The following is a 22,391-nucleotide window of genomic DNA, read 5'->3' as shown; positions in this document are numbered from 1 at the left end:
GGACTTACGAGTCACTTCCGAACGTAGTTCGTAAATAGATGCTGTCGAACATAGAGCGTAAAGGAGTGCAGTTGTCCATCGTGATCGGCGTCGTGACCCACGAGACGCACGGCGTGCTGTTCCGCGAGGCGGCCAGTACGTTGCGCGGCGTCGACCTGGAGTGGGTCAGCTACGACCACGAGGAGAACGTCCGCGACAAGGTCGCCGAGTTCCTCAGCACGACTCGGCTCGACGGCTTCCTAGCTGGCCCGGTCCCGTATACGGCTAGTCGCGAACTGCTCCCGCCAGGCCTGCCAGTAGGCGTGGTCCGGCCGTCTGCCCTTGACCTGACGCTCGCCCTCTACCGCGCACAACAGCGCGGTTGGGGCCGGCTGCCGGTCAGCATCGACACCTTCCCGGCCGAGGCCGTCGACGCGGTGGCGAGTGCCCTGGAGCTCGACCGGGACCAGATCGCGTCGCTGCCGTACTCGCCGACCCAGTCCGTCGAAGACATCCTCGACTTCCACCGTACGGCGTACCGGAGCTTCGGTGATCGTGGTTACGTGATCAGCGTGCGCGCCGCGGTGCGTGAGCAACTGGCCGACGCCGCCATCGGGATCATGAGCGGGATGCCGGTCCCGGCGACGATCCGCACCGAGCTGCATGAGCTTGCCTTGCGCATCGAGTCGGACCGGGCAAGCGCGCAACGCTTCGCCGCCGGCGTCTTCCTGATCTCGCAGTCGGCCGACGAAGAACGCGCCCGGGTCGGGCTGATGAACTTGTTGCTCAACACCCCCGAATTCGCCGGGGCCTGGATCGAGGACCGCGGTCGCCGCGGCGTCGTTGTCTTTGCCCACAAGGCCTTGTTCGAGCGCGTGACCCGCAACTGGGTCGCCGTACCGGCTCTCGCCGAAGCCGGTACGGCGCTCGGTGCGCAGGTCTCGGCCGGTTTCGGGGTCGGCGTCTCCGCCCGTAGTTGTGTGCTGCTCGCCGAGCAGGCCGCGGCGCGGGCCGAGCAGGAGAACGAGCCGTGTGCCTACCTGATCGAGGACAGCGGAGTGATCATCGGGCCGATGGGGCCGTTGACCACCTCTGACCGCGAGGCACTCAGCTTCTCCTACCGCGAGCACGGCGAACACGTCGAACTGCTCGCAAAGTCCGTTGGCCTCAGCGCAGCCACCGTGTCGCGGCTGGCGGCCCTGGACCACGAGCTGGAAGGCCGCGCGATCTCGCCTGGAGAGCTCGCCGACCGGCTCGGTATCACGGATCAAAGCGGTCGCCGCCTGATCCGCACCCTCGACGCCGGCGGCCTGGTCAGCGACGAGGGAACTGCCCAGCACCATCCCAAAGGACGTCCCACACGTCTTTATCGGCTTCGCATCGCCCACGCATTAGCGAAGGGAACCACATCATGGAGTTCAACCGCCGCCAGGTCCTGAAGCTCGCCGGCCTCGGCCTGACCGCTACGGCCACGCCCGGCCTACTGGCCGCCTGCTCGAACGGCAAGCCCGCAGCCGGGGATGGCAGCGTGAAGTTCGAGGGCTGGGACTACGAAGCGACTCTGGTCCAGCAGAACCTCGACAAGTTCACACAGGCCAGCAACATCAAGGTGAACTACACGCCGATCACCAGCGCGCAGTACGTCCAGAAGGTCGTTGCCGAGTTCACCGGTGGCGGCGGCCCGGACGCCCTCTACGTGTACGACGACTCGCTCGCCGCCTGGGTCGAAGGCGAGTACCTGCAGCCGATCGACGGCCTGCCCGGGGTGGACGAGGTGTATTCGTCGATCTTCCCCGGTAACGCGGAGGCGATGACGTACCAGGGCAAGCGCTACGGCCTGCCGTACTACACCGACTCGAACTGTCTTATCTACAACGCGGAAATCCTCTCCAAGGCCGGTTTCAGCAAACCGCCCGCCAGCCTGGAGGAGCTCGAGTCTCAGGCCGCCAAGATCAAGAGCATGGGCCTGCTCGAGCACCCGATCGGCTTGCCGGCCCAGCTGTCCGACACCTGGTGGGCGTGGGTGTGGGGCCTGGTGTTTGCCAGCGGCGGTGACCTGTTCGACAACCAGCAGGCGCCGATCATGAACACCACCGACACGGTGACGAAGGACGTCCTCACCTGGCTGCAGAACGCGGCGAACAAGTCGAAGGTGCTCGACCCGGCCTCGCTGCAGCTACTGCCGGTGCCGGTCGACAACGCGATGAAGGCCAACCGGTACGCCTTCACGATCGGCGCGCGGTATGCGCTGCGCGACTACAACGATGCCTCGAAGTCCAAGGCGGCCGGCAAGATGAAGATGGCGCTCGTCCCGAGCCTGGACGGCAAGGTGCACGGGACCATCAGCAACACCCGGATGTACGGCCTGGCCAAGGACACCGAGGTCAAGGACGACGCGTTCAAGCTGCTCACCTACCTCGGTGGGCTCGACGCGAACAAGCAGCCGAACACGGCGAAGTTCTGGTTCCAGGAACGCGGACTGGGCTTCGCGTACAAGGCAATGGCCAAGGACGCGGACGTCCTCGCCTCCTTGAAGAAGTTCGCCGACCCGGCGATCTACGCCCACCTGGCTGAGATCGCCCGGCCTCGCAACGTGCTCGGCGTTGCCTGGTACACCGAGTTCGAGACCGAGATGCACAAGGTGGTCCAGGGCGTCCTGAGCAACCAGGTGCAGCCGTCCGCCGCGGTGGCGAGCCTCGCGCAGAGCGCCGAGACCCTCAAGAAGAAGTACTCCTGACGTGAGTGTCCTGACCGAACGCCGGCCGCTCGGCGACACCGCGAAGGCCTGGGCCCTGAACGCCCCGGCCATCACGGTGATCACCCTGCTGGTCGCCTACCCGATCGGCTACTCGTTCTACGTCAGCCTGCAGCGCAACAACCTGAAGCGCCCTAAAGCCAAGCGGTTCATCGGCCTCGACAACTACAAGGCCCTGTTCAGCGACGATGCATTCCTGTCGGCGCTGAAGGTCTCCGCGGTGTTCGTGGTGGTCGTCCTCGGCCTGACCGTCGTCCTGGCGCTCATCCTGGCCTTGGTCCTGAACGAACGGTTCCGCGGCCGTGGTCTGTTGCTCAGTCTCGCTTTGTTGCCTTGGGCAATGCCCGGCGTGGTGAACGGCCTGATGTGGCGCACGATCTTCGACGCGAAGACCGGCGCGCTCAATGGACTAATGCTTCAGCTAGGCCTGATCGACAGCTACCAAGCCTGGCTGACCTCCAGTACTGGCGCCTTCCTCTTCACGGCGTTGGCGCAGGTCTGGAACACCCTCCCGTTCTCGGTGATCATCCTCCTGGCCGGTCTCTCGACCATCCCTTCGGAGCTGTACGACGCTGCCACCGTCGACCGCGCCGGCGCCTTCCGACGGTTCACCCAGGTGACCGTCCCGTGGCTCCTCCATCCGCTGCTCATCGTCCTGATCCTGGAAACGATGAACGCCTTCCGCGCCTTCGACACGATCTACGTCCTCACCGGTGGCGGTCCGGGCGATGCCACGACCACGATCGCCCTCCTCGACGTACAGACGGTGCTGACGTTCACCGATTTCGGCCTCGGCAGCGCCTACGCATGGGTCATCACCGCGATCACCCTGATCATCTCGGTCGGCTACATCGGCCTGCTGTACCGAAAGGGGAACTTCGAAGTATGAGCACTGTGGTGCAGGTTCCGTTGAGGTATCGCATTCCGTGGAAGAAGATCGCGCTGTATGTGCTGGCGATCGCGTTCGGGTTGTATCTGGTGTTGCCGTTCTACTGGATTGTGGCGATGAGCTTCATGCACGAGGCTGATGCGCTGTCGGTGCCACCGCACTGGGTGCCGGTGAATCCGACGTTGGAGAACTACCTCGGGTTCGTGAATCCGAACTCGGCCCAGGAACTCGTCGGTGGGCGCGCGGTGTCGGAGACGCCGTACTCGCTGCGGAACAGCCTCGTCGTGGCGTCAGCGACCGCCGTACTGAATCTGGTGCTGGCGACGTTTGCGGCGTACTCGTTCAGTCGGCTGAAGTTCAAGGGCAGTCAGGTGCTGCTGGTGCTGTATCTGCTGACGCGGATGGTGCCGGGGATCGCGATCATCATCCCGTTCTACCTGCTGATGCGGCAGTTCGGGCTGCTCGATACGTATCTGGCGCTGATCCTGTCGTACACGACGTTCGCGTTGCCGATCACGATCTGGATCCTCAAGGACTTCTTCCGGTCGGTACCGCGGGAGCTCGAGGAAGCGGCTCGGGTGGATCGGTGCGGCTGGTTCCGGACGATGTGGTCGGTGTTCCTGCCGGTCGCGGCGCCGGGGCTGGTGGCGGCGGCGGTGTTCGCGTTCATGACGGCGTGGAACGAGTTCATGTTCGCGCTGTTCCTGACCAGTACCAAGGCCGCGAAGACGATTCCGGTGGTGGCGGCGAACTTCGCCACCGACTTCAACACGCAGTTCACCGTGATGGCCGCAGCCGGAGTGCTCGCGGTCGTCCCACCACTCGTACTGGCGCTTCTCTTCCAGCGAAAGCTGGTTCAGGGAATGGCCGCCGGATCTGTGAAGGGCTGAGACGATGGCAGAGGTACGACTCGAAGGCATCACCAAGTCGTTCGGCAGCAAGCTGGTCGTCGACGATCTGAACCTGACGATCCGGGACCAGGAGTTCCTGACGCTGGTCGGTCCGTCGGGCTGTGGGAAGTCGACGACGCTGCGGATGATCTGTGGGCTGGAGCGCGCGAACAGCGGCAACGTCTACTTCGACGGGAAGCCGGTCAGCTGGTTGCCGGCGAACAAGCGCGATGTCGCGATGGTGTTCCAGAGCTATGCGCTCTATCCGCACAAGACGGTGCGGCAGAACATCGGGTTCGCGCTGAAGATGATGCGGGTGCCCAAGGCAACGATCGATGAGCAGGTGCTGCAGGCTGCGCGGACGCTCGATATCGAGGATCTGCTCGATCGGAAGCCGCGTGAGTTGTCCGGTGGGCAGCGGCAGCGGGTCGCACTCGGCCGGGCGATCGTGCGCGACGCGGGGGCCTATCTGCTGGATGAGCCGCTGTCGAACTTGGATGCGCAGCTCCGGGTACTGATGCGTGCGGAGATCAAGCGGCTGCATGTTGATGTGGCGCGGACGTTCATTTACGTGACGCACGATCAGGTCGAGGCGATGACAATGTCCGACCGGATCGCGGTGATGCGCGACGGCATCATCCAGCAGTGCGCGACACCGGAGGAGATCTACGAGCGGCCGGCGAACCGGTTCGTCGCGTCGTTCATGGGCTCACCGCCGATGAACTTCGTCAGCGGCCGGCTCGCCGATGTCGATGGCGTGCGGATGTTCCGCAGCGACGCACTCACGCAAGAGATCACCCTGTACGGCGACCAACCCGCCGACGCTGAGGTGGTGCTCGGGGTTCGCCCGGAGGACGTGTCGTTGTCGCCGACCCCGGTTGCCGGATACCGCCAGGGGCGAGTATTCGTCTCGGAGCCGCTCGGGCCCGACGTACTGGTCACGGTGCGGATCGAAGGGGAGCTGGTCAAGGCTCGGGTGCCGACGCCGTTCCGCCTTGGGCATGATGCGCCGGTGTACGTCGGGTTCAATCCGCAGCGGCTGCACTTGTTCGCGGCCTCCGACGGCGCTGCCCTGCAAGCGCCGCGACAGGAGGCGGTCGCGTGAGAGATCCGTCGACCGCGACGATCACCGTCGACCGGCCGGCCGACTTCGACGAGTTCTGGGCGGCGGGGTTGGCCGACTGCGCGTCGTACGGGCTGGATCCGGTGCTGACCGAGATGCCGACGTTGTCGACCTCGACGGTTGTTGTCTATGACGTTTCGTATGTGAGTTTCGGTGGGCTGCGGGTGGCCGGCTGGTACGCCGTTCCGCGGGATGGCACGGCGCCGTACCCGGGGCTGGTGACGATCCCGGGGTATATCTCGGAGCCGACGATTCCGAAGGAGTGGGCCGAGCTCGGGTATGCCGCGCTCGCGGTCGCGCCGCGCGGGAAGCTGCGGTCGAACGCGGTGTTCAACCCGGGGTATCCGGGGCTGCTGACGAACAACATCGTGGACCACCACACGTACGGGTATCGCGGGTTTTACCTCGATGTGGTGCGCGCAGTTGACCTACTGCTGGAACGCCCTGAGGTCGACGGTTCGCGGATTGGGCTGGCGGGGTCTAGCCAGGGCGGCGGGCTCGGGATCAGTACGGCGGCTTTGCGGCCGGACGTGATCAAGGCGGTCGCGTGTGGAGCGCCGTACCTGTGCGGGATCATGGATGCGCCGACCCTGACGCGGTCGTATCCGTATGAGGAGATCAACGAGTACCTGCGGCTGCATCCGAAGGATGTGGATCGGGTGCGGGAGACGGTTGCGTACTACGACGGGCTGAATTTCGCGCCTGCGGTGAAGGCGCCGACGTTCATCTATCTCGGGCTTGAGGATGATGTCTGTCCGCCGGAGACCGGGTTTGCGCTGCATCGGGTGCTGACGTGTCCGAAGACGCTGCGGACGTACGAGCACTGCGCGCATCATGCCGGGCTGCCTGGGGTGATGCGGGTCGTTGAGGCCTTCCTTGCAGAACATCTCAGCTTGGCTGACCATTTGAAGCCGGTGATCTGACGTGGACTTCGCTTCGTATTGGAATGCTGTTGATGACGAGCTGGCCGGTGTTGCGGCGCGGCCGGTGCTCGAACCGGTCCCGGCCCGCACGACCGCGGAAGCAACCAGCTTCACCGTCCGCCTCACCAGCGTCGGTCCACACCGGATCTTCGGCTCCCTCAGCATCCCGGCTGGGGAGGGCCCGTTCCCAGGGCTGCTGCAGGTGCCGCGCTATGGCAGCGTCAACAACATGGCGCACCTCAACGACCGTTCGCGGTACGTCGTTCTGACGTTGATGCACCGTGGCCAGCGGTTGTCGGATCAGTCCTTTCAGGCGGCGTATCCGGGGTTGCTGACATTGGGGATCGACGATCCGGCGACCTATGTCTACCGGGGAATCGTGGCGGACTGTTTACGGGCGGCCGAGTTCTTGTCGGGGTTGGCCCAGGTCGATCGGGTCGCTGCCGTGGGCAACGAGTTGGCGATCCTGACCGCGGCGCGGCGACCGTCGGTGAGCGCAGTGCGGGTGTCGGACATGGTGCTGTATCGGGCGATGGAGGCGCGGTTGAGATCCAGTCACTACCCACTCGAGGAACTCAACGACCATCTCCGCACCGGCTCCGCAGCCGAAGCTCTGGAACACACGCTTTCGTACTTCGACCCCATCCGGCATGCGCGATCCGTTGCGGCCCGGACACTGATCGGTGTCGAGGACGTCGATTGGTACGCGCCGCTGATGGAGGCGTTGCCGGCCGGCGAGTCCTACGAGGTGACTCATTTCGACGGGACGGACGCTGACTTCTACGACGCCTGGCTGGCCGGACAGCTCGGCGTACCGGCGATGTCGAAGTTCGTCCGATGAAGATCATCAACGCGAACGCGACGGTCACCGTGCTCGGCGGCTCGCTGATGCCGCCGCCGGTCATCGCGGCGATGGTCGAGGCGGCCGGTGGGTTTGTCGATCTGCCTTCACTCTACGAAGAGGTCGGTGAGCGGCTTGCCGTGCTCACTCGCAACGAAGCCGCCTGCGTGACTGCCGGCGCCGCGGCCGCCATCACGTTGGTCGTTGCGTCGTGTATTGGTGAGCCGGCGCAGTCGTTCCCGGTTGAGGCTGAGGTGGTCATGTTTGCCTCCCAGCGCAACGGCTACGACTACTCCGCCCGCCTCATCGGGGCCCGGGTGGTCGAGATCGGCCCTAGCGCGGACGAGTTGGAGGCCGCGCTGGTACGACGGCCTGCGTGCGTGCTCTGGTTTGCGGGCGCTCACTACGCGGCCGGCGCGTTGCCGATCGAGGACGTGGTTCAGATCGCGGGAGCGGCCGGCGTGCCGGTCATTGTGGATGCGGCTGCGCAGATTCCGCCGGTGTCGACGCTGTGGCATTTCACGGCTGAGGTTGGTGCGGATGCGGTGATCGTCAGCGGCGGCAAGGGGCTGCGCGGACCACAGACCACCGGGCTTGTGCTCGGCCGGCGGTGGTTGGTGGACCGTTGCCTCCAGCATGCATCGCCCAATCAGCAGATCGGTCGCGGGATGAAGGTGGGCAAGGAAGAACTCGCCGGCATCCTCGCTGCGGTCGAGTGGACGCTTGACCAGGACGAGGACGCCATCATCGCCGGCTACGAACGCTCGGTCGAACTTTGGGTCGACGGGCTCAAGGGTCTCCCCGGCGTCACGGCGTACCGGGGTTACCCAAGCGAGGCCGGCCAACCCCACGGCCGCTGCGTAGTCCGCGTGCCGGATCGCCAACGCGTGATTGACGCCCTCTGGAACGGCGCCCCCCGAATCGCCGTCGGCATCTACCGCGTCGGCGACGACGAGATCGCCCTCAACCCTCAAACCCTCCAACCAGGCGAGGACCAGATCGTCCTCGATGCCCTTCTCCAGCTCCTCACGTGACGCCAGGGCGTACACACCGACTGTTAGAGGTGCATGTTCAGGGGAAATACGAGCGGCCGCTGAGCGGCGGCTGTCCCGTGCTCGGCTACTACTAACAGTCCTTGTGTACACCTTCCGAGCCGGTGGCGGGGTTAGGGTCGGGGGATGGCGAGCAAGGTGGATGAGACGCGGGACGGCGTTGATCTGACCAACCTGGATCAGCCGTTGTTCGATGGGGCGGAGGCGACCAAGCGGGATCTGGTCGAGTACCTCGACGCTGTGCGGGAGTGGATGCTGCCGGGGTTGCGGGAGCGGCCGTTGTCGGTGGTTCGGATTCGGCCGGGGCAGCCGGCGTTCATGCAGAAGAATCTGCCGAAATACACGCCGGAATGGGTGCGGAGAACGCAGGTTTGGGCGGAGGCGTCCAAGCGGGAGATCTCGTATGCGTTGTGCGACGACCGGCGGACGTTGCTGTGGTTCGCGAATCAGCGGGCGGTCGAGTATCACCCGGCGTTGATGCTGGACCATCGGATGACGCACCTCGTGCTGGATCTCGATCCGCCGGAAGGCGATGACACGTTCGCCAAAGCGGTGCAGGGGGCGTTCCTGGTGCGGCAGGCGTTGGCTGACGCGGGGCTGAACGGGGCGGTCAAGACGAGCGGCGCCAAGGGTGTGCACGTCATCGTGCCGATCGACGCCACGGTGGCGGTCGACGATGCGGCCGCCGCGACGCGGGCGATCGCGGCGCGGGCTGAGCGGATCGACCCCGAGGTAGCGACGACGGCCTACATCAAGGAGGACCGGTACGGGAAGGTCTTCGTGGACTCGACGAGGGCGGGTGGAGCGACGCTGGTTGCCGCCTACAGTCCGCGGATCAGGCCCGGTACGCCGGTTTCGTTCCCGGTCGGGTGGGACGACCTCGACCGGGTGAGTCCGCGCGACTTCACCGTGAAGACCGCGGTCGAGCTGCTGAGCGGGGTCGATCGGTGGGCCAGCCAGCTGCCGGAACCGCAGTCGTTGCCGGAGGACCTGCTGGAGGAGGGCCGGGCGATCCCGATCGCGCGCGTCGTCGCCATGCACGAAGGTAAACGACGCAAGCGAGCCCAACGCGAGGCCGAGGGCAGCTGACTTCAGCTCTCGTTCGCGGTCACCGTTTCCAGCGCCGCCTGCCGCACGTCAGCCTGCGGGTGGTTGCGCAGGGCAACCAGCAGTTCCCGCCATCCCTGCGCCCACCCCGACCGCCGCCCGGCCTCCGCAATGATCGCCCAGGCCAGCAGCCCGGCCATCAACTCCGGCGATTGCGCCAGCGCACGAGCGGTCGACTCAAGTTGGTCCGGCGTCCATTGAACGTCGTACCGGTTGAGTCGGCTGCCGAGCCTGGTTGCTGTGTTGTAGGCAACGATCGGCCGCCCGGCGACCGCCTCGACCAAATCGGGGAGCTCGGTCGCGAGCTGGTCCCAGGCGATTCCCTGGACCAACAGATCGAGCCGGAGGTCGAGCAACTCTGGGCTGTCGAGCTCGGCCGCAATGACCTTGAGCGTCTGTCGAACCTCGACCGGCTTTCCGTGCAGGGCCCGGATCAGTCGCGCACCAAGCGCGGTCAGGCGCTGCCGCGCTGGATGATCGCGGTGCGGCAGCGCGTTCGGCAGGCCCGGGTCGTTCTCAGCCCGAACCAGCAGCCGGACGGCCGCCTGCAGTTCGTCGAGCCCGAGGCTCGGGTCGGCGGCGACGACTGCGATCAGTGAGGTGGTCGCCTCACTCCAGACCTTGGAGTTCAGGTCGGAGATGAAGCCGGCGCAGACGGGCGCCACCGAAGGACTCCACGGTGCCCACCGCGGCAGCGCGAGCAGGGCGCTGCGCACAGCCTCGGTCTCGGGCCGGTTGGTGACCGCCACCACCAGTTCGGCGTACCGCGCCCGGTACTTCGTGGCCAGCCCGTACGCCGGTCGATGCGTGAGTGCGATCGCGGTGGCCTCGCTGTCGTGGACCGCCTCCTGCAGCAACGCCCAGCTCGCGGGCTCGTGCAGCAGGTAGAGCGAGGCGGCGCTGGTGATCGCGGCTCGGACATCCCGATGTGCCTCAGCCCAAGCATCAGCCAGTACGGCGCTCGCCCCCGGCGCGCGGAGTGAGCCGAGCAGGCGCGCGGCCTCCTTGCGCGCGGTCACCTTCGCGCCGTCGCCGACGAGGATCGGATGCAGCAGCCCCGGCAAGATGCTCGGCCGGACGAACCGTGCCGCCCGGCTGGCGGCGTACAGAGCGACTCGGGCCCGATCGTCGTTGGCGTGCGAGAGCAGGGTCGGCAAGGCTTCTTGTGGGGAGTCGGTCCAGGCGAGCGCGCTCAGCGCGGCCTCTTGGAGCAAGACGTTGTCGTGCTGGAGGAACGGTTCGAGCGCGGCTCGGCCCGCTTCTGGAATGCAGCCGAGTGTGGCGACGGCGGCCGCGCGCGCCGACTCAGGCATGCGCTCGTCGCCGGCTGCCTCCGCCACCAGTTCGGCGTACCGGGCGTGCTGGCGGGGAAGCCAGGCACGGAAGGCTCGGTCGGGAACCTCCCAGTTCGGGTGGTCTCGGTCGAAGCGGTGGATGCGCTGCGGTTCGGCGAGGACGACGTCGAGGAGGTCGGTTCGCAGTTCGGTGACGGCACCCCAGACGTGCAGCCATTGGGCCATGCCGAGATCGCGGTTGATGATCTGTTCGACTCGTTCGGCGCGGGTGTCGCGTCGCCACAACCAGAGTTCGCAGGCCTCGCCGACGGTGTATTCCTGGTTGGACCAGACGCCCTTCTCCAGTGCGTCCTGCAGATGCTCGATCGTCCAGCCGCGGTCGTCGAAGGCACGGGCGACTGCGAACGGCAGCCGGAATTCATTGCGGGCTACGGCGTCGTCGATGTACTTGCGGAGTACGTCGTACACGGCCAGCTCTTGGCCGCGGGGCAGGCCGTCGATCACGCCGTAGAGCATGAACGTGCCTTGGTTCTCGGTGATGCGGGCGTGGGCCTGGAGACCCCATTCGAGCAGCGCGAGCTGGCTGCGTGCGGCCCCTTGTGTAATCGCGGTCAGCGCGATGTCGCCAAGCGCGTCGCGAGTGGACCAGCCGGTGTCGCGGGCTTCCAGAGCACTGGTCAGCAGGGTCTGAAGGGAGCCGGTCAACTGGTCGGTCAGCGTCGAAGGTGGCAGTTCGTTGATGGCCTGGACCACGCTCTGCCGAACGGAGTCGCGGTCGTTGCGGACGCGGGTCGACCACGCGAGCGCACTCTCGATCGCGGCCGCTTGACGCGATCTGCCCGCGGCGTAGATCACCGCGCGGTAGACGTCGGCGCGGTCGTTAGCATCTGGCCGGTTGATGTCGGGCTCGAGCAGGGCGAACGCCTCGTCGTATGGGAGGAAGCCGGCCGTCTCCCGACGCTGGCTGTCGCTGTCGGCGACGGCGCGGAGGGTGAGCATGCGGCGTGCCTGCTCGAACCGCAGTTGTTGTGGGAGGACGTCGAGGAGCCAGACGGGGAGGACAACCTGACTCAGGTCGACGGACTTGGTGATGCCCGTGAAGATGGCTGCGCGGCGGCTTGGTGGCAGGTCTTCGAGCAGGTTGGTGGGGTCCGGCCACATCAGTTCGCCGAGGGCGATCAGGTCGTCGTCGGCGTACCGGTTGAGCCGGCGGCGGACGGCCGGAGTGAGGACTCGGTGGAGGATGGGCGCTCGCTCGGGCTCCAGGAGCAGCTCGACGAAGAGCGGATCGATGTCGATCAGCCGACCCAGGACACCAATGATTGCCGTTGGCAACTGATCGTCGGGAAGAGCGCGGATCAGAAGGTTCGTGGCTCGCTGCGGATCGTGGTCGAGCAGGCCGGTGATACCGAAGGCTGGGCCTTGCCACCACTCGTCCCGGTCCGGGCCGGTCGGAAGCGTGCGCAGCGCGTAGTCGTAGACCGGCTTTGGACGCTTCGCACCCAGCCGTCGCCATTCGCCGCTGCTGAGGCAGTAGGCGAGATCCGGGAGGAGACGTTCGACCGTCTCGTCGTCGGTGGCGATGAGGAGGGAAGCTGCGGCTTGGTCGCCCCAGCGTTCGCGGTGCTCGTCGATCAGGCGGGTGGCGAGCAGGGTACGGCCGGTCTTGCGGACCACCTGCAGGAGTTGACCGCGGAGAGTCGCGGGAGCGTCGTCGTACAGGATGCGGAGGTCGTCGTCGGAGACCGGGACGCCGTTGCCGACCGCGGCGAGAGCGCGGGACTGGACGGTCGGGATCGGGTCGTTGAGGAGGCGCGTCACGTACGCGACATCGCGGGTTGCTTCCGCGACGGTCAGGCCGAGGGTGCGTTCGAACGGCGTACCGGTCGCGAGTTCGCCGAGCAAGGACTGCAGGTCGGTCGCGCTCAAGGCGCGCGCGTCGGCGATGACGCGGCGCTGGCGTTCGCCGTACGGGAGGTTGTCGATGGCACGCAGCAGGTCCTTGGCACGCATAAGGCCATCCTGCCTAATGACGGAGCCAATGGGGGAGGGACGCGATCTCCACGCTGAAAACGGCCCTCAACTGACGTGCTCAAGCTCGGCGAACGCCGCAGCGAGCTTCGGCAAGGTGTAGTGCGCGTTGAGTCCACTCGGGTTCGGCAGGATCCAGACCCGAGTGGACCCGATCCGTCTCTCCTGAAGCCCCATCTGCGCGTGACGCTCGCCGAATGCATCCCGGTAGGCCGTCACCCCGACGACCGCCAGCCACTCGGGCTGGTGCTTGAGCACCCGCTCGACGAGCCGCTCACCGCCCGCTACCAACTCGGCCCGGCTCAGCTCTCCGGCCTTCGCCGACGGCCGCTCGACCACATTGGTGATCCCCAACCGCCAGCTCAGCAACTCGCTCTGCTCCGCAGGTTTCAGCTGCCGAGGCGTGAAGCCGCTCAAGTGCAGCGCCGGCCAGAACCTGTTGCCCGGCCGGGCAAAGTGATGCCCGGTCTCGGCGGACATCAACCCGGGATTGATCCCACAGAACAGAACCCTGAGTGCGGGGCCGATGATGTCAGGAAGCGGCTGCATGGGGAAACCGTAGCCAAGAACATGAGGTGGTCCGCCCGCGACCGACTCCCCACGCCGGGCATGGTGGGCCCGGGGCGATCGGAAGGGACTACCTCATGTCGTTGCCGACTGCTTCCCAAGGACAGGACGTATAGGTCTGATCCGGCCGCGGGGGCTCGGGGCGGTGGCTCCCGGTGGCGGGGTAGTAGACGTATACGTCCTGTCGTTCGGAGGGTCAGTCGTTGTCGTTGTTGAGGGTGGCGGGGAGTTGGGCGGCGATGCAGGAGCGGGCTACGAAGAGCCAGATGGTTTCGCCGAGGGCGTCGACGCGGATCATTGAGGCGCCGCGGTCGTTGGTGGAGTAGCGGTAGCCGCCGGTGGTGGGGAGGGCGAAGCCGACGGGGTCGTGGAGACGTCCGGAGGCGTAGTCGCTGTCGACGAAGTAGTTGTAGTAGCCGGTGCAGGCCGACGGGTTGATGCGGACGATGATCGCGCCGTTGCCGGTGTGCGGGGCGGCGTCGAAGTCGCGGCCGAACGAACGGCGGTGGGACAGACGGGCGCTGGTGTCGTCGCTGCAACTGGCGGCGACCGGGGTCGAGCTCGAGGTGTTGAGGGCGCCGGGGACGAGGAAGGCACAGAAATTCGAGCCGTCGCCCGCGCGCCAGCGGCCGAAGTGGAAGTTGTTCGGCGTGGTCGTGTGGACGTCGAAGCGGGTACCGGCGACCGCCGTCCCCATGACGTATCCGCACGACTTGTTGGCCAGCCAGCCACCGGCGGGCATGATCCCGAAGTTGTTGCAGGCGGCCGGCTTGGTGACATTCCCTTTGGTGACGTACTGGTTGACGGCATAGGCAGGCGAGGCCAGAACGCAGAGGCCGGCGACGACGAGGGCAGCAAGGAGACGCCTCATCAGCAGAACCAGCCGTCTTGGACCCAGCCGTCGTGGTTGATGTCGCCGTAGGCGAAGCCGAAGACCCACTCGCCGCTGATCTGCTTGACCAGGAACGTCTGCGGTTTGTGCAGGGTGCCCATCCGGGCGCCGAAGGGCTTCGTGCGCAACTCGAGGTCGGCGGCGCAGACGGTCTCGCGGACGCCGACACGGCCGTTGGCGGCATTTGCCGGTACGGCGGTCAGTCCGGCACCGGCGATCAGCAGGGCACCGGCCAGCGCGGTACCGCGGAACACCCGACGCGCGTTCACCAGGAACCCCATCCGCCGAGGCACTCATAGCGGACGAAGCCCCAGTCGTTCGGGCCGAAGTCCTGGATCGAGGCCCAGCCGTTGTAGACCGGGTGCTTGCCGCGGCTGTGGCCGACCTTGTTGCCCTGCTCGAGAACGCGCAGCTTGTTCACCGGGCCGGGGAGGGCGAAGTTGTAGTTCTCGTACATCGTCGCGTCCTGGCACGTGATCACCGCGTGCTCGGGGACCTCGACCGCCACCGCGGCCTGGGTGCCGGCAGCCAGTACGGCGCCGGTCACGGCCATTGCGGTGAGCAGGAAGGGGGCGGACTTCCTTGTCATCAGAACCTCCATGGAGTTGTCAGCTGAGATGACGGTAAAACGTGTCGCCCAAGATGGCAATGCCTGTCATCAGTGGATACAGTGAGCCGATGGGCGCTCGGGCGGAACGCAAGGCTTTCTACGGCATCGCCGAGATCGCGGACGCACTCGGCCTGAACCGGCAGCTCGTCACGGCCTGGCGCCGCCGCCGCAGTCACGGGATCCCCGAACCTGACGGTGAGTTGTCGTCCGGGCCGATCTGGCGGGGTACGACGATCGAGCCCTGGATCGCCGTGGTCCGGTCGCAGCGGGATTCGCCGGCGCAGCCGATCAGTCCCGAGTTGGCGTTGAAGGCTGGTCGGCGGATGCTCCGGGTGGCCGCGTTGCTGCTCGAGGAGCCGATCCGGCTGAAGCTGCTCAGCCAGTCGCTGGCCGAAGCGCGCGAGCTGCTGCCGATCGTCGAGGATGCGGCCGACGATCCGCTGGGGCGCGCCGTACGGCAACTGTTGTCGCCGTTGCGCGCGCCGGACCCCGGCAATTTGCACAGATTTCGGCGGAAAGTGCTTGCTGAGGTGGCACAACTCGAACCCCTCGTCGACCTGGCAGCAGAATCCCTTCCGGAAGCAGACAGTGCGGGTTAGTGTGCGTGCCGTGATCGTCGAAGTACCTGGCTACCGCCTGGCGGAGCCGCTGGGTGCGGGTGCGACAGGGGTGGTGTACGCGGGGGTCCGGCTGGCCGATGGGGGGTCTGTCGCGGTCAAAGTCGTGCATCCGGAGCTGGTCGACCCGCAGTACCGTGACCGGCTGCGCCGTGAGGCCCGGCTGGCCGAATCCGTTGTGCACCCGGGGGTTGTGCGCGTGCACGAGGTCGGCGGTGAACGCGACCAGGCCTGGCTGGTGATGGACCGGCTCAGCGGGCCGGATCTCCAGCAATTACTGGACTCTGAGGGTCCGTTAACTCCGGAGCGCGCTGTCGAGCTGCTGGCCGAGGTCGCCGACGCGGTGGATGCCGTTCACTGTGCTGGGGTGATCCATCGGGATCTCAAGCCGGCGAACATCATCCTGGATGACGGTCGTCCGATGGTCGCTGATTTCGGGGTCGCTCGGCAGTTGGCGAGTCTGGAGTCGACTACTGGGCTGGATCTGAGTGGCGATGCCTGGTTGCACAGCGGTACGCCGTCGGGTCCGTCGCTGGGGTCGATGGCAGGAACCGTTGCCTACATGGCGCCTGAGCAATGGCGCGGCGATCCCGTGGTGCCGGCCACCGATGTCTACGCACTTGGTGGAACGCTCTATGCCTTGCTGACCGGACGCCGTCCGTATGAACGGCGGACGCTGCCCGAACTCGCCTACGCAGTGGCCATGCTCCCGCCGCCGCTGAGTGGCAACGACCAGTACGACGAAGTCATCCGCCGAGCCATGGCGAAGGATCCGGCCGACCGCTACCCAACCGCCGCTGCCTTCGCTGCCGCCTTGCGTGGAGCTGAGGTGACAAAGGACGGGGTCGCCGCAATTCGCCGCCGGTCGTGGGGTCGGGGACGGCTTGTGGGGGTGGCGGCGGCTGGTGTTGCCGTGTTGGGGATTGGGATAGCCGCGGTGCTTATGCAAGAGCGGTCGGCGACTGAGGAGCTGACGGTTTGTGCTCAGGATGCGACGGTGCGGGATGCGCCGCGGAGCAAAGCCGTGGTGGCGACTGTCTATCGGGGGGATCGGTTGACGCCGATCAAGCAGCGGGACGGGGAGACCTGGGTGCATGTGCGGTTGCCCGACGGGCGGACCGGGTGGTCGCTGACGGAGTACGTGCGGCATAGCTGCTAATCGTCAACCCAGGGTTGACGCAACACGGGTCGTCAACCTAAGGTTGACGCATGACTCCTGGACCGGATTTGCAGCAACTCATCAACACCATCAAGGACGACGCCGGTAGCGACGACGAGCTCGTTCAGCTGGGCGAAGCGGCCTCGACCATCAGTGAACTGACCAGCACCGGTGATGCGGCGCTCGGGTTCTTCGTCGACCGGGCGCGCGGCGCGGGGAAGTCGTGGGTCGAGATCAGTGCAGTGCTCGGGGTGAGCAAGCAGGCCGCGCACAAGCGGTTCGCGGATGCCTTCGGCGCCAAGACTTTCGACCGCTTCACACCCCGTACGGCGAACGTCGTACGGGCCGCGGTCGATGTCGCGAACGGACGGAACCTGCACTTTGTCGGGGCCGAGGACATCCTGCTCGCGTTCTTCACGCAGCCCTCGGCGCTGGCGAGTCAGGTGCTGATCGGCCGCGGTCTCACCGAGCAGAAGCTGTACAAGGCGGTCGAGCTCGCCAGTCCGAGCGCGGGAAAGGCGCCGGCGAAACCGATCACTCCGGAAGACCCGGCGTACACGCGGAGTGCTACGCATGTCCTTCAAGGCGCGGTGGCGTCGGCGTTGACGCTCGGTCACAACTACGTCGGCACTGAGCACCTGCTGCTCGCGTTCTACCGCGACACCGGCGGCAAGGCCACGAAGATCCTGATCGAGCAGGGCCTCGACGAGGACACTGCGCTTCAGGACATCCGCACGTTGCTGGACCAGGTCGCGAAGTAGATTGGCGGCATGCCTGACTGGTCGATGCGGTTGAGTGAGTTGGCGGAAGCGGCCGCGGTGCCTGGCGCGGTGCTCGGGATCTGGGCCGACGGCGAGCTGACGATCACGCCGTACGGCGTCCTGAACGTCGCGACCGGTGTCGAGACGACCGCCGACTCGATCTTCCATCTCGGGTCGATCAGCAAGGCGTGGACCGCGACGATGATCGTCCAGCTCGCCGAGGAGAACCGTCTCGGCCTCGACGACCCCGTCGTGAAGTTGTTGCCGGAAGCACCGATCGACCAGCGGATCACCGTCCGGCACCTGCTCACCCACACCAGTGGCATCGACGGCGACGTCTTCACCGACACCGGCCGTGGCGACGACTGTGTCGAGCGGTACGTCGCCCTTCTCGCCGGCGTGGAACTCCTCTTCGAACCCGGTACGGCGTACTCGTACTGCAACGCCGGTTTCGTCCTGCTCGGCCGCCTCATCGAGGTGCTCGACGACCGCGGCTGGGACGAATCCCTTCGCGCCCGCCTAATCGACCCGCTCGGTCTGACCAAGACCGTGACACTGCCCGAAGAGGCGATCCTGCACCGGGCCGCCGTCGGTCACCGCGACATCGACGGCGTACCGGTGCATACCTGGCAGCTTCCGCGCAGCATCGGCCCGGCCGGCACAATCGCATCCACTGCCGCCGACCTGATCACCTTTGCTCGCGAGCACCTCGCCGCTCGCTACGTTGCCATGCGCGATCCGCAGGGCATCGACACCGGCGGCTCGGGTGGGTTCGACGTCGGCCTGACCTGGCGTTTGTACGACTGGGGCGGTCACAAGCTCTTCGGCCACGACGGCGCCACGATCTCGCAGCTCGCCTACCTCCGGGTCGATCCGGAAGCTGACGTCATCGTCTGCCTGCTCACCAACTCCGGCAACGGCAACGCGCTCTTCGAACCGCTCGCCACCGAGGTCTTCACCGAGCTCACCGGCGCTGCGCACCCGACCCCACCGCAACCGATCGACCAGCCCTCCGACGACCGCCACGTCGGCCGGTACGAACGCGCCTCAGTGCGACTTGACGTCGTACGGCGTGATGGTCGGCTCTGGGCGCAGTATCAGGCGACGGGGGACCGGCTCGCGTTTGCCGAGAATCCGGTCACCGAGTTCGAGCTGCATCTCACTGAACCTGCCGACGGCAACCACTTCGTCCTCCGTGACTCCCCGCGGCATCCGTGGGTGCCGATGACGTTCAAGGAGTCTCACGTTCTGACCTCGGGCCGAATTACGCCTCGACTTTTGGGGTGAGCGAGCTAACGTCGTGTCGTGACCAGTGCACCCGCTGAACTTCCTCGTACGGCTGGTGACCTTCGGGCCGCCGGCTATCTGCCTCGGTCAGTCAAGGCCGAGCTTCGTGACAACCTCCTCAAAGAACTCCGGGCCGGGCGCGATCCCTGGCCCGGCATCGTCGGATTCTCCCGGACGGTGATTCCGCAACTGGAGCGTGCTCTGATCGCGGGGCACGACGTCGTCCTGCTGGGTGAGCGCGGCCAGGGCAAGACCCGGCTGCTGCGCACCATGGTGGGGCTCCTCGACGAGTGGACCCCCGTGATCGAGGGCGCCGAGCTCCCCGAACATCCGCTTGAGCCGATCACCCCTGCCTCGATCCGCCGCGCGGCCGAGCTCGGTGACGAGCTGCCGGTCGCTTGGCTGCACCGCAGTCTCCGGTACGCCGAGAAGCTGGCGACCCCGGACACGTCTGTCGGGGACCTGATCGGCGATGTGGACCCGGTGAAGGTTGCCGAGGGCCGCAGTCTCGGCGACCCGGAGACCATTCACTTCGGGCTGGTTCCGCGGGCGCACCGCGGGATCGTGGCGATCAACGAACTGCCGGACCTTGCCGAGCGCATCCAGGTCGCGTTGCTGAATGTGATGGAAGAGCGCGACATCCAGGTCCGTGGGTACACGCTGCGGCTGCCGCTGGACGTGTTGCTGGTGGCAACGGCCAACCCGGAGGACTACACCAACCGCGGCCGGATCATCACGCCGCTCAAGGACCGGTTCGGCGCGGAGGTGCGGACGCACTACCCGCTCGACATTGAGTCCGAGATCGACGTGATCCGGCAGGAGGCCGACCTCACGGCCGAGGTCGGGGAGCCGCTGCTGGAGGTGCTGGCGCGGTTCGTCCGGCATCTGCGGGAGTCGCCCGCGATTGACCAGCGCTCGGGTGTTTCTGCCAGGTTCGCGGTGGCGGCGGCGGAGACGATTGCGGCGGCTGCGTTGCGGCGGAGTGCGATCACCGGCGAGGAGCCGGCGGTTGCTCGGCCGGTCGACCTCGACGCGGTGCCCGCCGTACTGCGGGGCAAGCTGGAGTTCGAGCCGGGGGAGGAGGGGCGCGAGGTCGAGCTGCTCGAGTACCTGCTGCGTCGCTCGGTCGCCGACACGGCGCGGGAGCGGTTTGCCGGTCTCGACCTGACGCCGCTCGCCAATGCTGTTGCTGAGGGCAACCTTGTCGTCACCGGTGAGCGAGTGCCGGGCAAGGACGTGCTCGCTGCGTTGCCAGAGCTTCCGGTACTGCACGATGTCGCGGCCCGGGCCGGGGTACACGCCGACGAGTCGCCGGGCCGGATTGCGGCGGCGGTCGAGCTCGCGTTGGAGGCTCTCTATTTGTCCAAGCGAGTGGCCAAGGACGCCGACGACGACAACACGGTGTACGGCGTCTGATGACCATCCCGGAAGGCTGGTCCTACGGGCCCTGGCACGACGGGCCGGATCCACTGGCGCCGCCGGTGGATCTTCGGGACGCGCTCGACGAGATCGGGCGCGATGTGATGAACGGGTCCTCGCCGCGGTCCGCGCTGGAGGAATTGCTCCGGCGCGGTACCGAGCGGACGCAGGGCCTCGATGATCTGACCCGGCGGTTGTGGGAGCGCCGCCGGGAGATTCAGCGGCGGCACAACCTGGATGGGACTCTGCGCGATGTCCAGCGGTTGCTGGATGAAGCGTTGGAGGCGGAACGCCGCGAGCTGTTCCCGAACCCTTCTGACGATGCGCGGTTCCGCGAGGTGCAGTTGGACGCACTGCCTTCCGGTACGGCGGCCGCCGTACGGGAGCTGGCGTCGTACGACTGGCAGTCCGCGGAGGGCCGGCAGAAGTTCGAGGAGATTCGCGAACTGCTCGGGCGGGAGTTGCTCGGTTCGCGGTTCGAGGGTCTGAAGGATGCGTTGCAGCAGACGACGCCGGAGGACGTTGAGCGGATCAACGAGATGCTCGGGGATCTGAACGGGTTGCTGGCTGCGCATGCGCAGGGGCGGCCTGATGTGCCTTCGTTGTTCTCAGAGTTCATGGCCAAGCACGGGGAGTTCTTTCCGGAGAATCCCCGGACGGTCGAGGAGCTGATCGACGTACTGGCTGCTCGGGCGGCTGCGGCGCAACGGATGATGAATTCGATGACGCCGGAGCAGCGGGCAGAGCTTGCTGAGCTGTCGCAACAGGCGTTCGGGAATCCGCAGTTGGCGCAGCAGCTTGCGCAGTTGGATTCGCAGCTGCAGTCGTTGCGGCCGGGTGAGGACTGGTCTGGGTCGGCGCGGATGAGCGGTGATGATCCGCTCGGTCTGGCCGAGGGTGCTCGGGCGATGTCGGATCTGGCTGAGCTGGATGCGTTGGCTGAGCAGTTGGCGCAGTCGTATCCGGGGGCACGGTTGGAGGACATCGACCTGGAGGCGCTGACTCGGCAACTCGGTGATGAGGCGACGGTTGATGCTCGGCGGTTGAGCGAGCTTGAGCGGCAGTTGCGCGACCAGGGGCTGCTGGAGCGGGCGCCGGATGGCTCACTGCAGTTGTCGCCGAAGGCGTTGCGACAGTTGGGTCAGACGGCCTTGGCCGACGTACTGCGATCTTCGCGGGGGTCGGGTGAGCGGGACGCGGCTAATGCTGGTGCTGCTGGTGAGCTGAGTGGGTCGACGCGGCCTTGGCAGTTCGGCGATACGCAGTCGTGGGATGTGTCGCGGACCGTGCGGAACGCCGTACTGCGGACTGCTGGAATCGGCCGTGGTTCCGTGCGGCTGGATGTCGCGGATGTGGAGATCGCCGAGACCGAGCACCGGGCGCGGGCCGCGGTGGCGCTGTTGGTCGACACGTCGTGGTCGATGGTGCAGGAGAACCGCTGGCTGCCGATGAAGCGGACGGCGCTCGCGTTGCACCAGCTGATCTCAACGCGTTATCGGAACGACGCGCTGCAGCTGATCACCTTCGGGCGGTACGCCGGAGTCGTCGAATTGCCGCAGCTGATCGGTCTCGAAGGTACGTGGGAGCAAGGCACGAACGCGCATCATGCGTTGCTACTCGCCGGGCGTCACCTCCGTCGTCATCCCGACGCCCAACCGGTCGTCCTGATGGTCACCGACGGCGAGCCGACCGCGCACTTGGAGCCGGACGGTACGGCGGAGTTCTCGTACCCGCCGGAGCCGGCCACGCTCCGCAAGACCATCTTCGAGGTCGACCGCCTAGCCAAGCTAGGCGCGACGCTGACGGTATTCCGCCTGGGCGACGACCCCCGGCTGAACGCCTTCGTCGATCTGCTTGCTCGCCGAAGCGGTGGTCGAGTGCTCGCGCCAGACGTGGACGGCCTGGGCGCCGCAGTAGTCGGCGACTACCTCCGAACCCGCCGCAAGCTCTAACCGCACCATCCGTCTCGGGCCGCGCTCGCCACCTCTGGCGGGCGCGACCCTTCGGCGTATGCCCGGACGCCCAGCCCATCACAATTGCCGCCCCAGCCAGCGGCCCCGCCTGCGCCGACCGGCGATCCTCATTTGTGATGGCCTGGCGATCCGTACCCCGGCCACTGACCAACCCCGGCATGCCGCACCCGGACCCCCGTGCCAAGCCTGCGAGCATCGCGTCCCCCAAGGTTGATCAGTGC

At 66.7% G+C, this 22,391-nt stretch carries 20 protein-coding genes; 15 read left to right on the top strand and 5 right to left on the bottom strand.

Annotated elements, in window-relative coordinates; all coding sequences use genetic code 11:
* Positions 1–71: 71 nt before the first annotated feature.
* The 9 genes from E1263_RS18005 to E1263_RS17965 all read left to right on the top strand — a co-directional run bounded on the left by E1263_RS18005 (position 72) and on the right by E1263_RS17965 (position 9,541).
* Positions 72–1,418 (top strand): helix-turn-helix domain-containing protein, encoded by a 1,347-nt coding sequence (locus E1263_RS18005; protein WP_202868940.1) that lies wholly within the window; start codon positions 72–74, stop codon positions 1,416–1,418.
* Positions 1,391–2,716, top strand: coding sequence for an extracellular solute-binding protein (locus E1263_RS18000; RefSeq protein WP_132168784.1), 1,326 nt, complete (start codon positions 1,391–1,393; stop codon positions 2,714–2,716). Before E1263_RS18005 ends, E1263_RS18000 begins: the two co-directional genes overlap by 28 nt.
* A gap of 1 nt (position 2,717) precedes the next feature.
* Complete coding sequence (locus tag E1263_RS17995) at positions 2,718–3,623, top strand: carbohydrate ABC transporter permease (RefSeq protein ID WP_132168782.1); 906 nt, start codon at positions 2,718–2,720, stop codon at positions 3,621–3,623.
* The gene (locus E1263_RS17990) at positions 3,620–4,513 is read left to right on the top strand and encodes a carbohydrate ABC transporter permease (protein ID WP_132168780.1); all 894 of its coding nucleotides are present in this window, start codon (positions 3,620–3,622) and stop codon (positions 4,511–4,513) included. The genes E1263_RS17995 and E1263_RS17990 overlap by 4 nt, the downstream gene beginning before the upstream one ends.
* A 4-nt stretch (positions 4,514–4,517) precedes the next feature.
* Positions 4,518–5,618, top strand: a complete 1,101-nt coding sequence (locus tag E1263_RS17985) for an ABC transporter ATP-binding protein (protein ID WP_132168778.1) — start codon at positions 4,518–4,520, stop codon at positions 5,616–5,618.
* Complete coding sequence (locus E1263_RS17980) at positions 5,615–6,559, top strand: acetylxylan esterase (protein WP_132168776.1); 945 nt, start codon at positions 5,615–5,617, stop codon at positions 6,557–6,559. Before E1263_RS17985 ends, E1263_RS17980 begins: the two co-directional genes overlap by 4 nt.
* Position 6,560: 1 nt before the next feature.
* Positions 6,561–7,400, top strand: coding sequence for an acetylxylan esterase (locus E1263_RS17975; RefSeq protein ID WP_132168774.1), 840 nt, complete (start codon positions 6,561–6,563; stop codon positions 7,398–7,400).
* A complete protein-coding gene (locus E1263_RS17970; RefSeq protein ID WP_132168772.1) occupies positions 7,397–8,434 on the top strand; it encodes a hypothetical protein in 1,038 nt (345 codons plus the stop codon). The genes E1263_RS17975 and E1263_RS17970 overlap by 4 nt, the downstream gene beginning before the upstream one ends.
* A 144-nt stretch (positions 8,435–8,578) precedes the next feature.
* Positions 8,579–9,541, top strand: a complete 963-nt coding sequence (locus E1263_RS17965) for a DNA polymerase domain-containing protein (RefSeq protein ID WP_132168770.1) — start codon at positions 8,579–8,581, stop codon at positions 9,539–9,541.
* A gap of 2 nt (positions 9,542–9,543) precedes the next feature.
* Here E1263_RS17965 and E1263_RS17960 read toward each other — a convergent pair whose 3' ends face one another.
* The 5 genes from E1263_RS17960 to E1263_RS17940 all read right to left on the bottom strand — a co-directional run bounded on the left by E1263_RS17960 (position 9,544) and on the right by E1263_RS17940 (position 14,933).
* Positions 9,544–12,867 carry a HEAT repeat domain-containing protein gene (locus E1263_RS17960; protein ID WP_132168768.1) on the bottom strand — a complete coding sequence of 1,108 codons (3,324 nt, stop codon included), beginning with the start codon at positions 12,865–12,867 and terminating at the stop codon, positions 9,544–9,546.
* Between the two features lie 66 nt (positions 12,868–12,933).
* Positions 12,934–13,434 (bottom strand): G/U mismatch-specific DNA glycosylase, encoded by a 501-nt coding sequence (mug, locus tag E1263_RS17955; RefSeq protein ID WP_132168766.1) that lies wholly within the window; start codon positions 13,432–13,434, stop codon positions 12,934–12,936.
* A 214-nt stretch (positions 13,435–13,648) separates the two neighbouring features.
* Positions 13,649–14,323: a hypothetical protein gene (locus E1263_RS17950; RefSeq protein WP_132168764.1), complete on the bottom strand. Its 675-nt coding sequence runs from the start codon at positions 14,321–14,323 to the stop codon at positions 13,649–13,651.
* Positions 14,323–14,613, bottom strand: coding sequence for a hypothetical protein (locus E1263_RS17945; protein WP_132168762.1), 291 nt, complete (start codon positions 14,611–14,613; stop codon positions 14,323–14,325). The genes E1263_RS17950 and E1263_RS17945 overlap by 1 nt, the downstream gene beginning before the upstream one ends.
* Positions 14,610–14,933, bottom strand: a complete 324-nt coding sequence (locus E1263_RS17940; RefSeq protein WP_132168760.1) for a hypothetical protein — start codon at positions 14,931–14,933, stop codon at positions 14,610–14,612. The genes E1263_RS17945 and E1263_RS17940 overlap by 4 nt, the downstream gene beginning before the upstream one ends.
* 89 nt (positions 14,934–15,022) lie before the next feature.
* Between E1263_RS17940 and E1263_RS42770 the strand changes: the two genes are divergently transcribed.
* From E1263_RS42770 to E1263_RS17915, 6 genes are read left to right on the top strand one after another with little or no spacing between them, the layout of a single operon-like run.
* Positions 15,023–15,553, top strand: a complete 531-nt coding sequence (locus tag E1263_RS42770) for a hypothetical protein (protein WP_165956663.1) — start codon at positions 15,023–15,025, stop codon at positions 15,551–15,553.
* Between the two features lie 10 nt (positions 15,554–15,563).
* Positions 15,564–16,730, top strand: a complete 1,167-nt coding sequence (locus tag E1263_RS17935; RefSeq protein ID WP_165956662.1) for a serine/threonine protein kinase — start codon at positions 15,564–15,566, stop codon at positions 16,728–16,730.
* 50 nt (positions 16,731–16,780) lie between these two features.
* Positions 16,781–17,491, top strand: a complete 711-nt coding sequence (locus tag E1263_RS17930) for a Clp protease N-terminal domain-containing protein (RefSeq protein WP_132168756.1) — start codon at positions 16,781–16,783, stop codon at positions 17,489–17,491.
* A 9-nt stretch (positions 17,492–17,500) separates the two neighbouring features.
* Positions 17,501–18,778, top strand: coding sequence for a serine hydrolase domain-containing protein (locus E1263_RS17925; RefSeq protein ID WP_132168754.1), 1,278 nt, complete (start codon positions 17,501–17,503; stop codon positions 18,776–18,778).
* An 18-nt stretch (positions 18,779–18,796) separates the two neighbouring features.
* Positions 18,797–20,194, top strand: coding sequence for an ATP-binding protein (locus E1263_RS17920; protein WP_132168752.1), 1,398 nt, complete (start codon positions 18,797–18,799; stop codon positions 20,192–20,194).
* Complete coding sequence (locus tag E1263_RS17915) at positions 20,194–22,149, top strand: vWA domain-containing protein (RefSeq protein WP_132168750.1); 1,956 nt, start codon at positions 20,194–20,196, stop codon at positions 22,147–22,149. The genes E1263_RS17920 and E1263_RS17915 overlap by 1 nt, the downstream gene beginning before the upstream one ends.
* Positions 22,150–22,391: the final 242 nt, after the last annotated feature.

It is taken from the genome of Kribbella antibiotica (genome assembly GCF_004349055.1).
Lineage (GTDB): Bacteria > Actinomycetota > Actinomycetes > Propionibacteriales > Kribbellaceae > Kribbella > Kribbella antibiotica.
This window is presented reverse-complemented; position numbering and strand designations above follow the sequence as displayed.

Bases quoted from the DNA above. Each gene is read 5' to 3' on its own strand.
- E1263_RS18000 (WP_132168784.1), top strand. From the start codon at position 1,391: ATGGAGTTCAACCGCCGCCAGGTCCTGAAGCTCGCCGGCCTCGGCCTG.
- E1263_RS17990 (WP_132168780.1), top strand. From the start codon at position 3,620: ATGAGCACTGTGGTGCAGGTTCCGTTGAGGTATCGCATTCCGTGGAAG.
- E1263_RS17985 (WP_132168778.1), top strand. From the start codon at position 4,518: ATGGCAGAGGTACGACTCGAAGGCATCACCAAGTCGTTCGGCAGCAAG.
- E1263_RS17970 (WP_132168772.1), top strand. From the start codon at position 7,397: ATGAAGATCATCAACGCGAACGCGACGGTCACCGTGCTCGGCGGCTCG.
- E1263_RS17965 (WP_132168770.1), top strand. From the start codon at position 8,579: ATGGCGAGCAAGGTGGATGAGACGCGGGACGGCGTTGATCTGACCAAC.
- E1263_RS17960 (WP_132168768.1), bottom strand. From the start codon at position 12,867: ATGCGTGCCAAGGACCTGCTGCGTGCCATCGACAACCTCCCGTACGGC.
- mug (WP_132168766.1), bottom strand. From the start codon at position 13,434: ATGCAGCCGCTTCCTGACATCATCGGCCCCGCACTCAGGGTTCTGTTC.
- E1263_RS17950 (WP_132168764.1), bottom strand. From the start codon at position 14,323: ATGAGGCGTCTCCTTGCTGCCCTCGTCGTCGCCGGCCTCTGCGTTCTG.
- E1263_RS17940 (WP_132168760.1), bottom strand. From the start codon at position 14,933: ATGACAAGGAAGTCCGCCCCCTTCCTGCTCACCGCAATGGCCGTGACC.
- E1263_RS42770 (WP_165956663.1), top strand. From the start codon at position 15,023: ATGGGCGCTCGGGCGGAACGCAAGGCTTTCTACGGCATCGCCGAGATC.
- E1263_RS17930 (WP_132168756.1), top strand. From the start codon at position 16,781: ATGACTCCTGGACCGGATTTGCAGCAACTCATCAACACCATCAAGGAC.
- E1263_RS17925 (WP_132168754.1), top strand. From the start codon at position 17,501: ATGCCTGACTGGTCGATGCGGTTGAGTGAGTTGGCGGAAGCGGCCGCG.
- E1263_RS17915 (WP_132168750.1), top strand. From the start codon at position 20,194: ATGACCATCCCGGAAGGCTGGTCCTACGGGCCCTGGCACGACGGGCCG.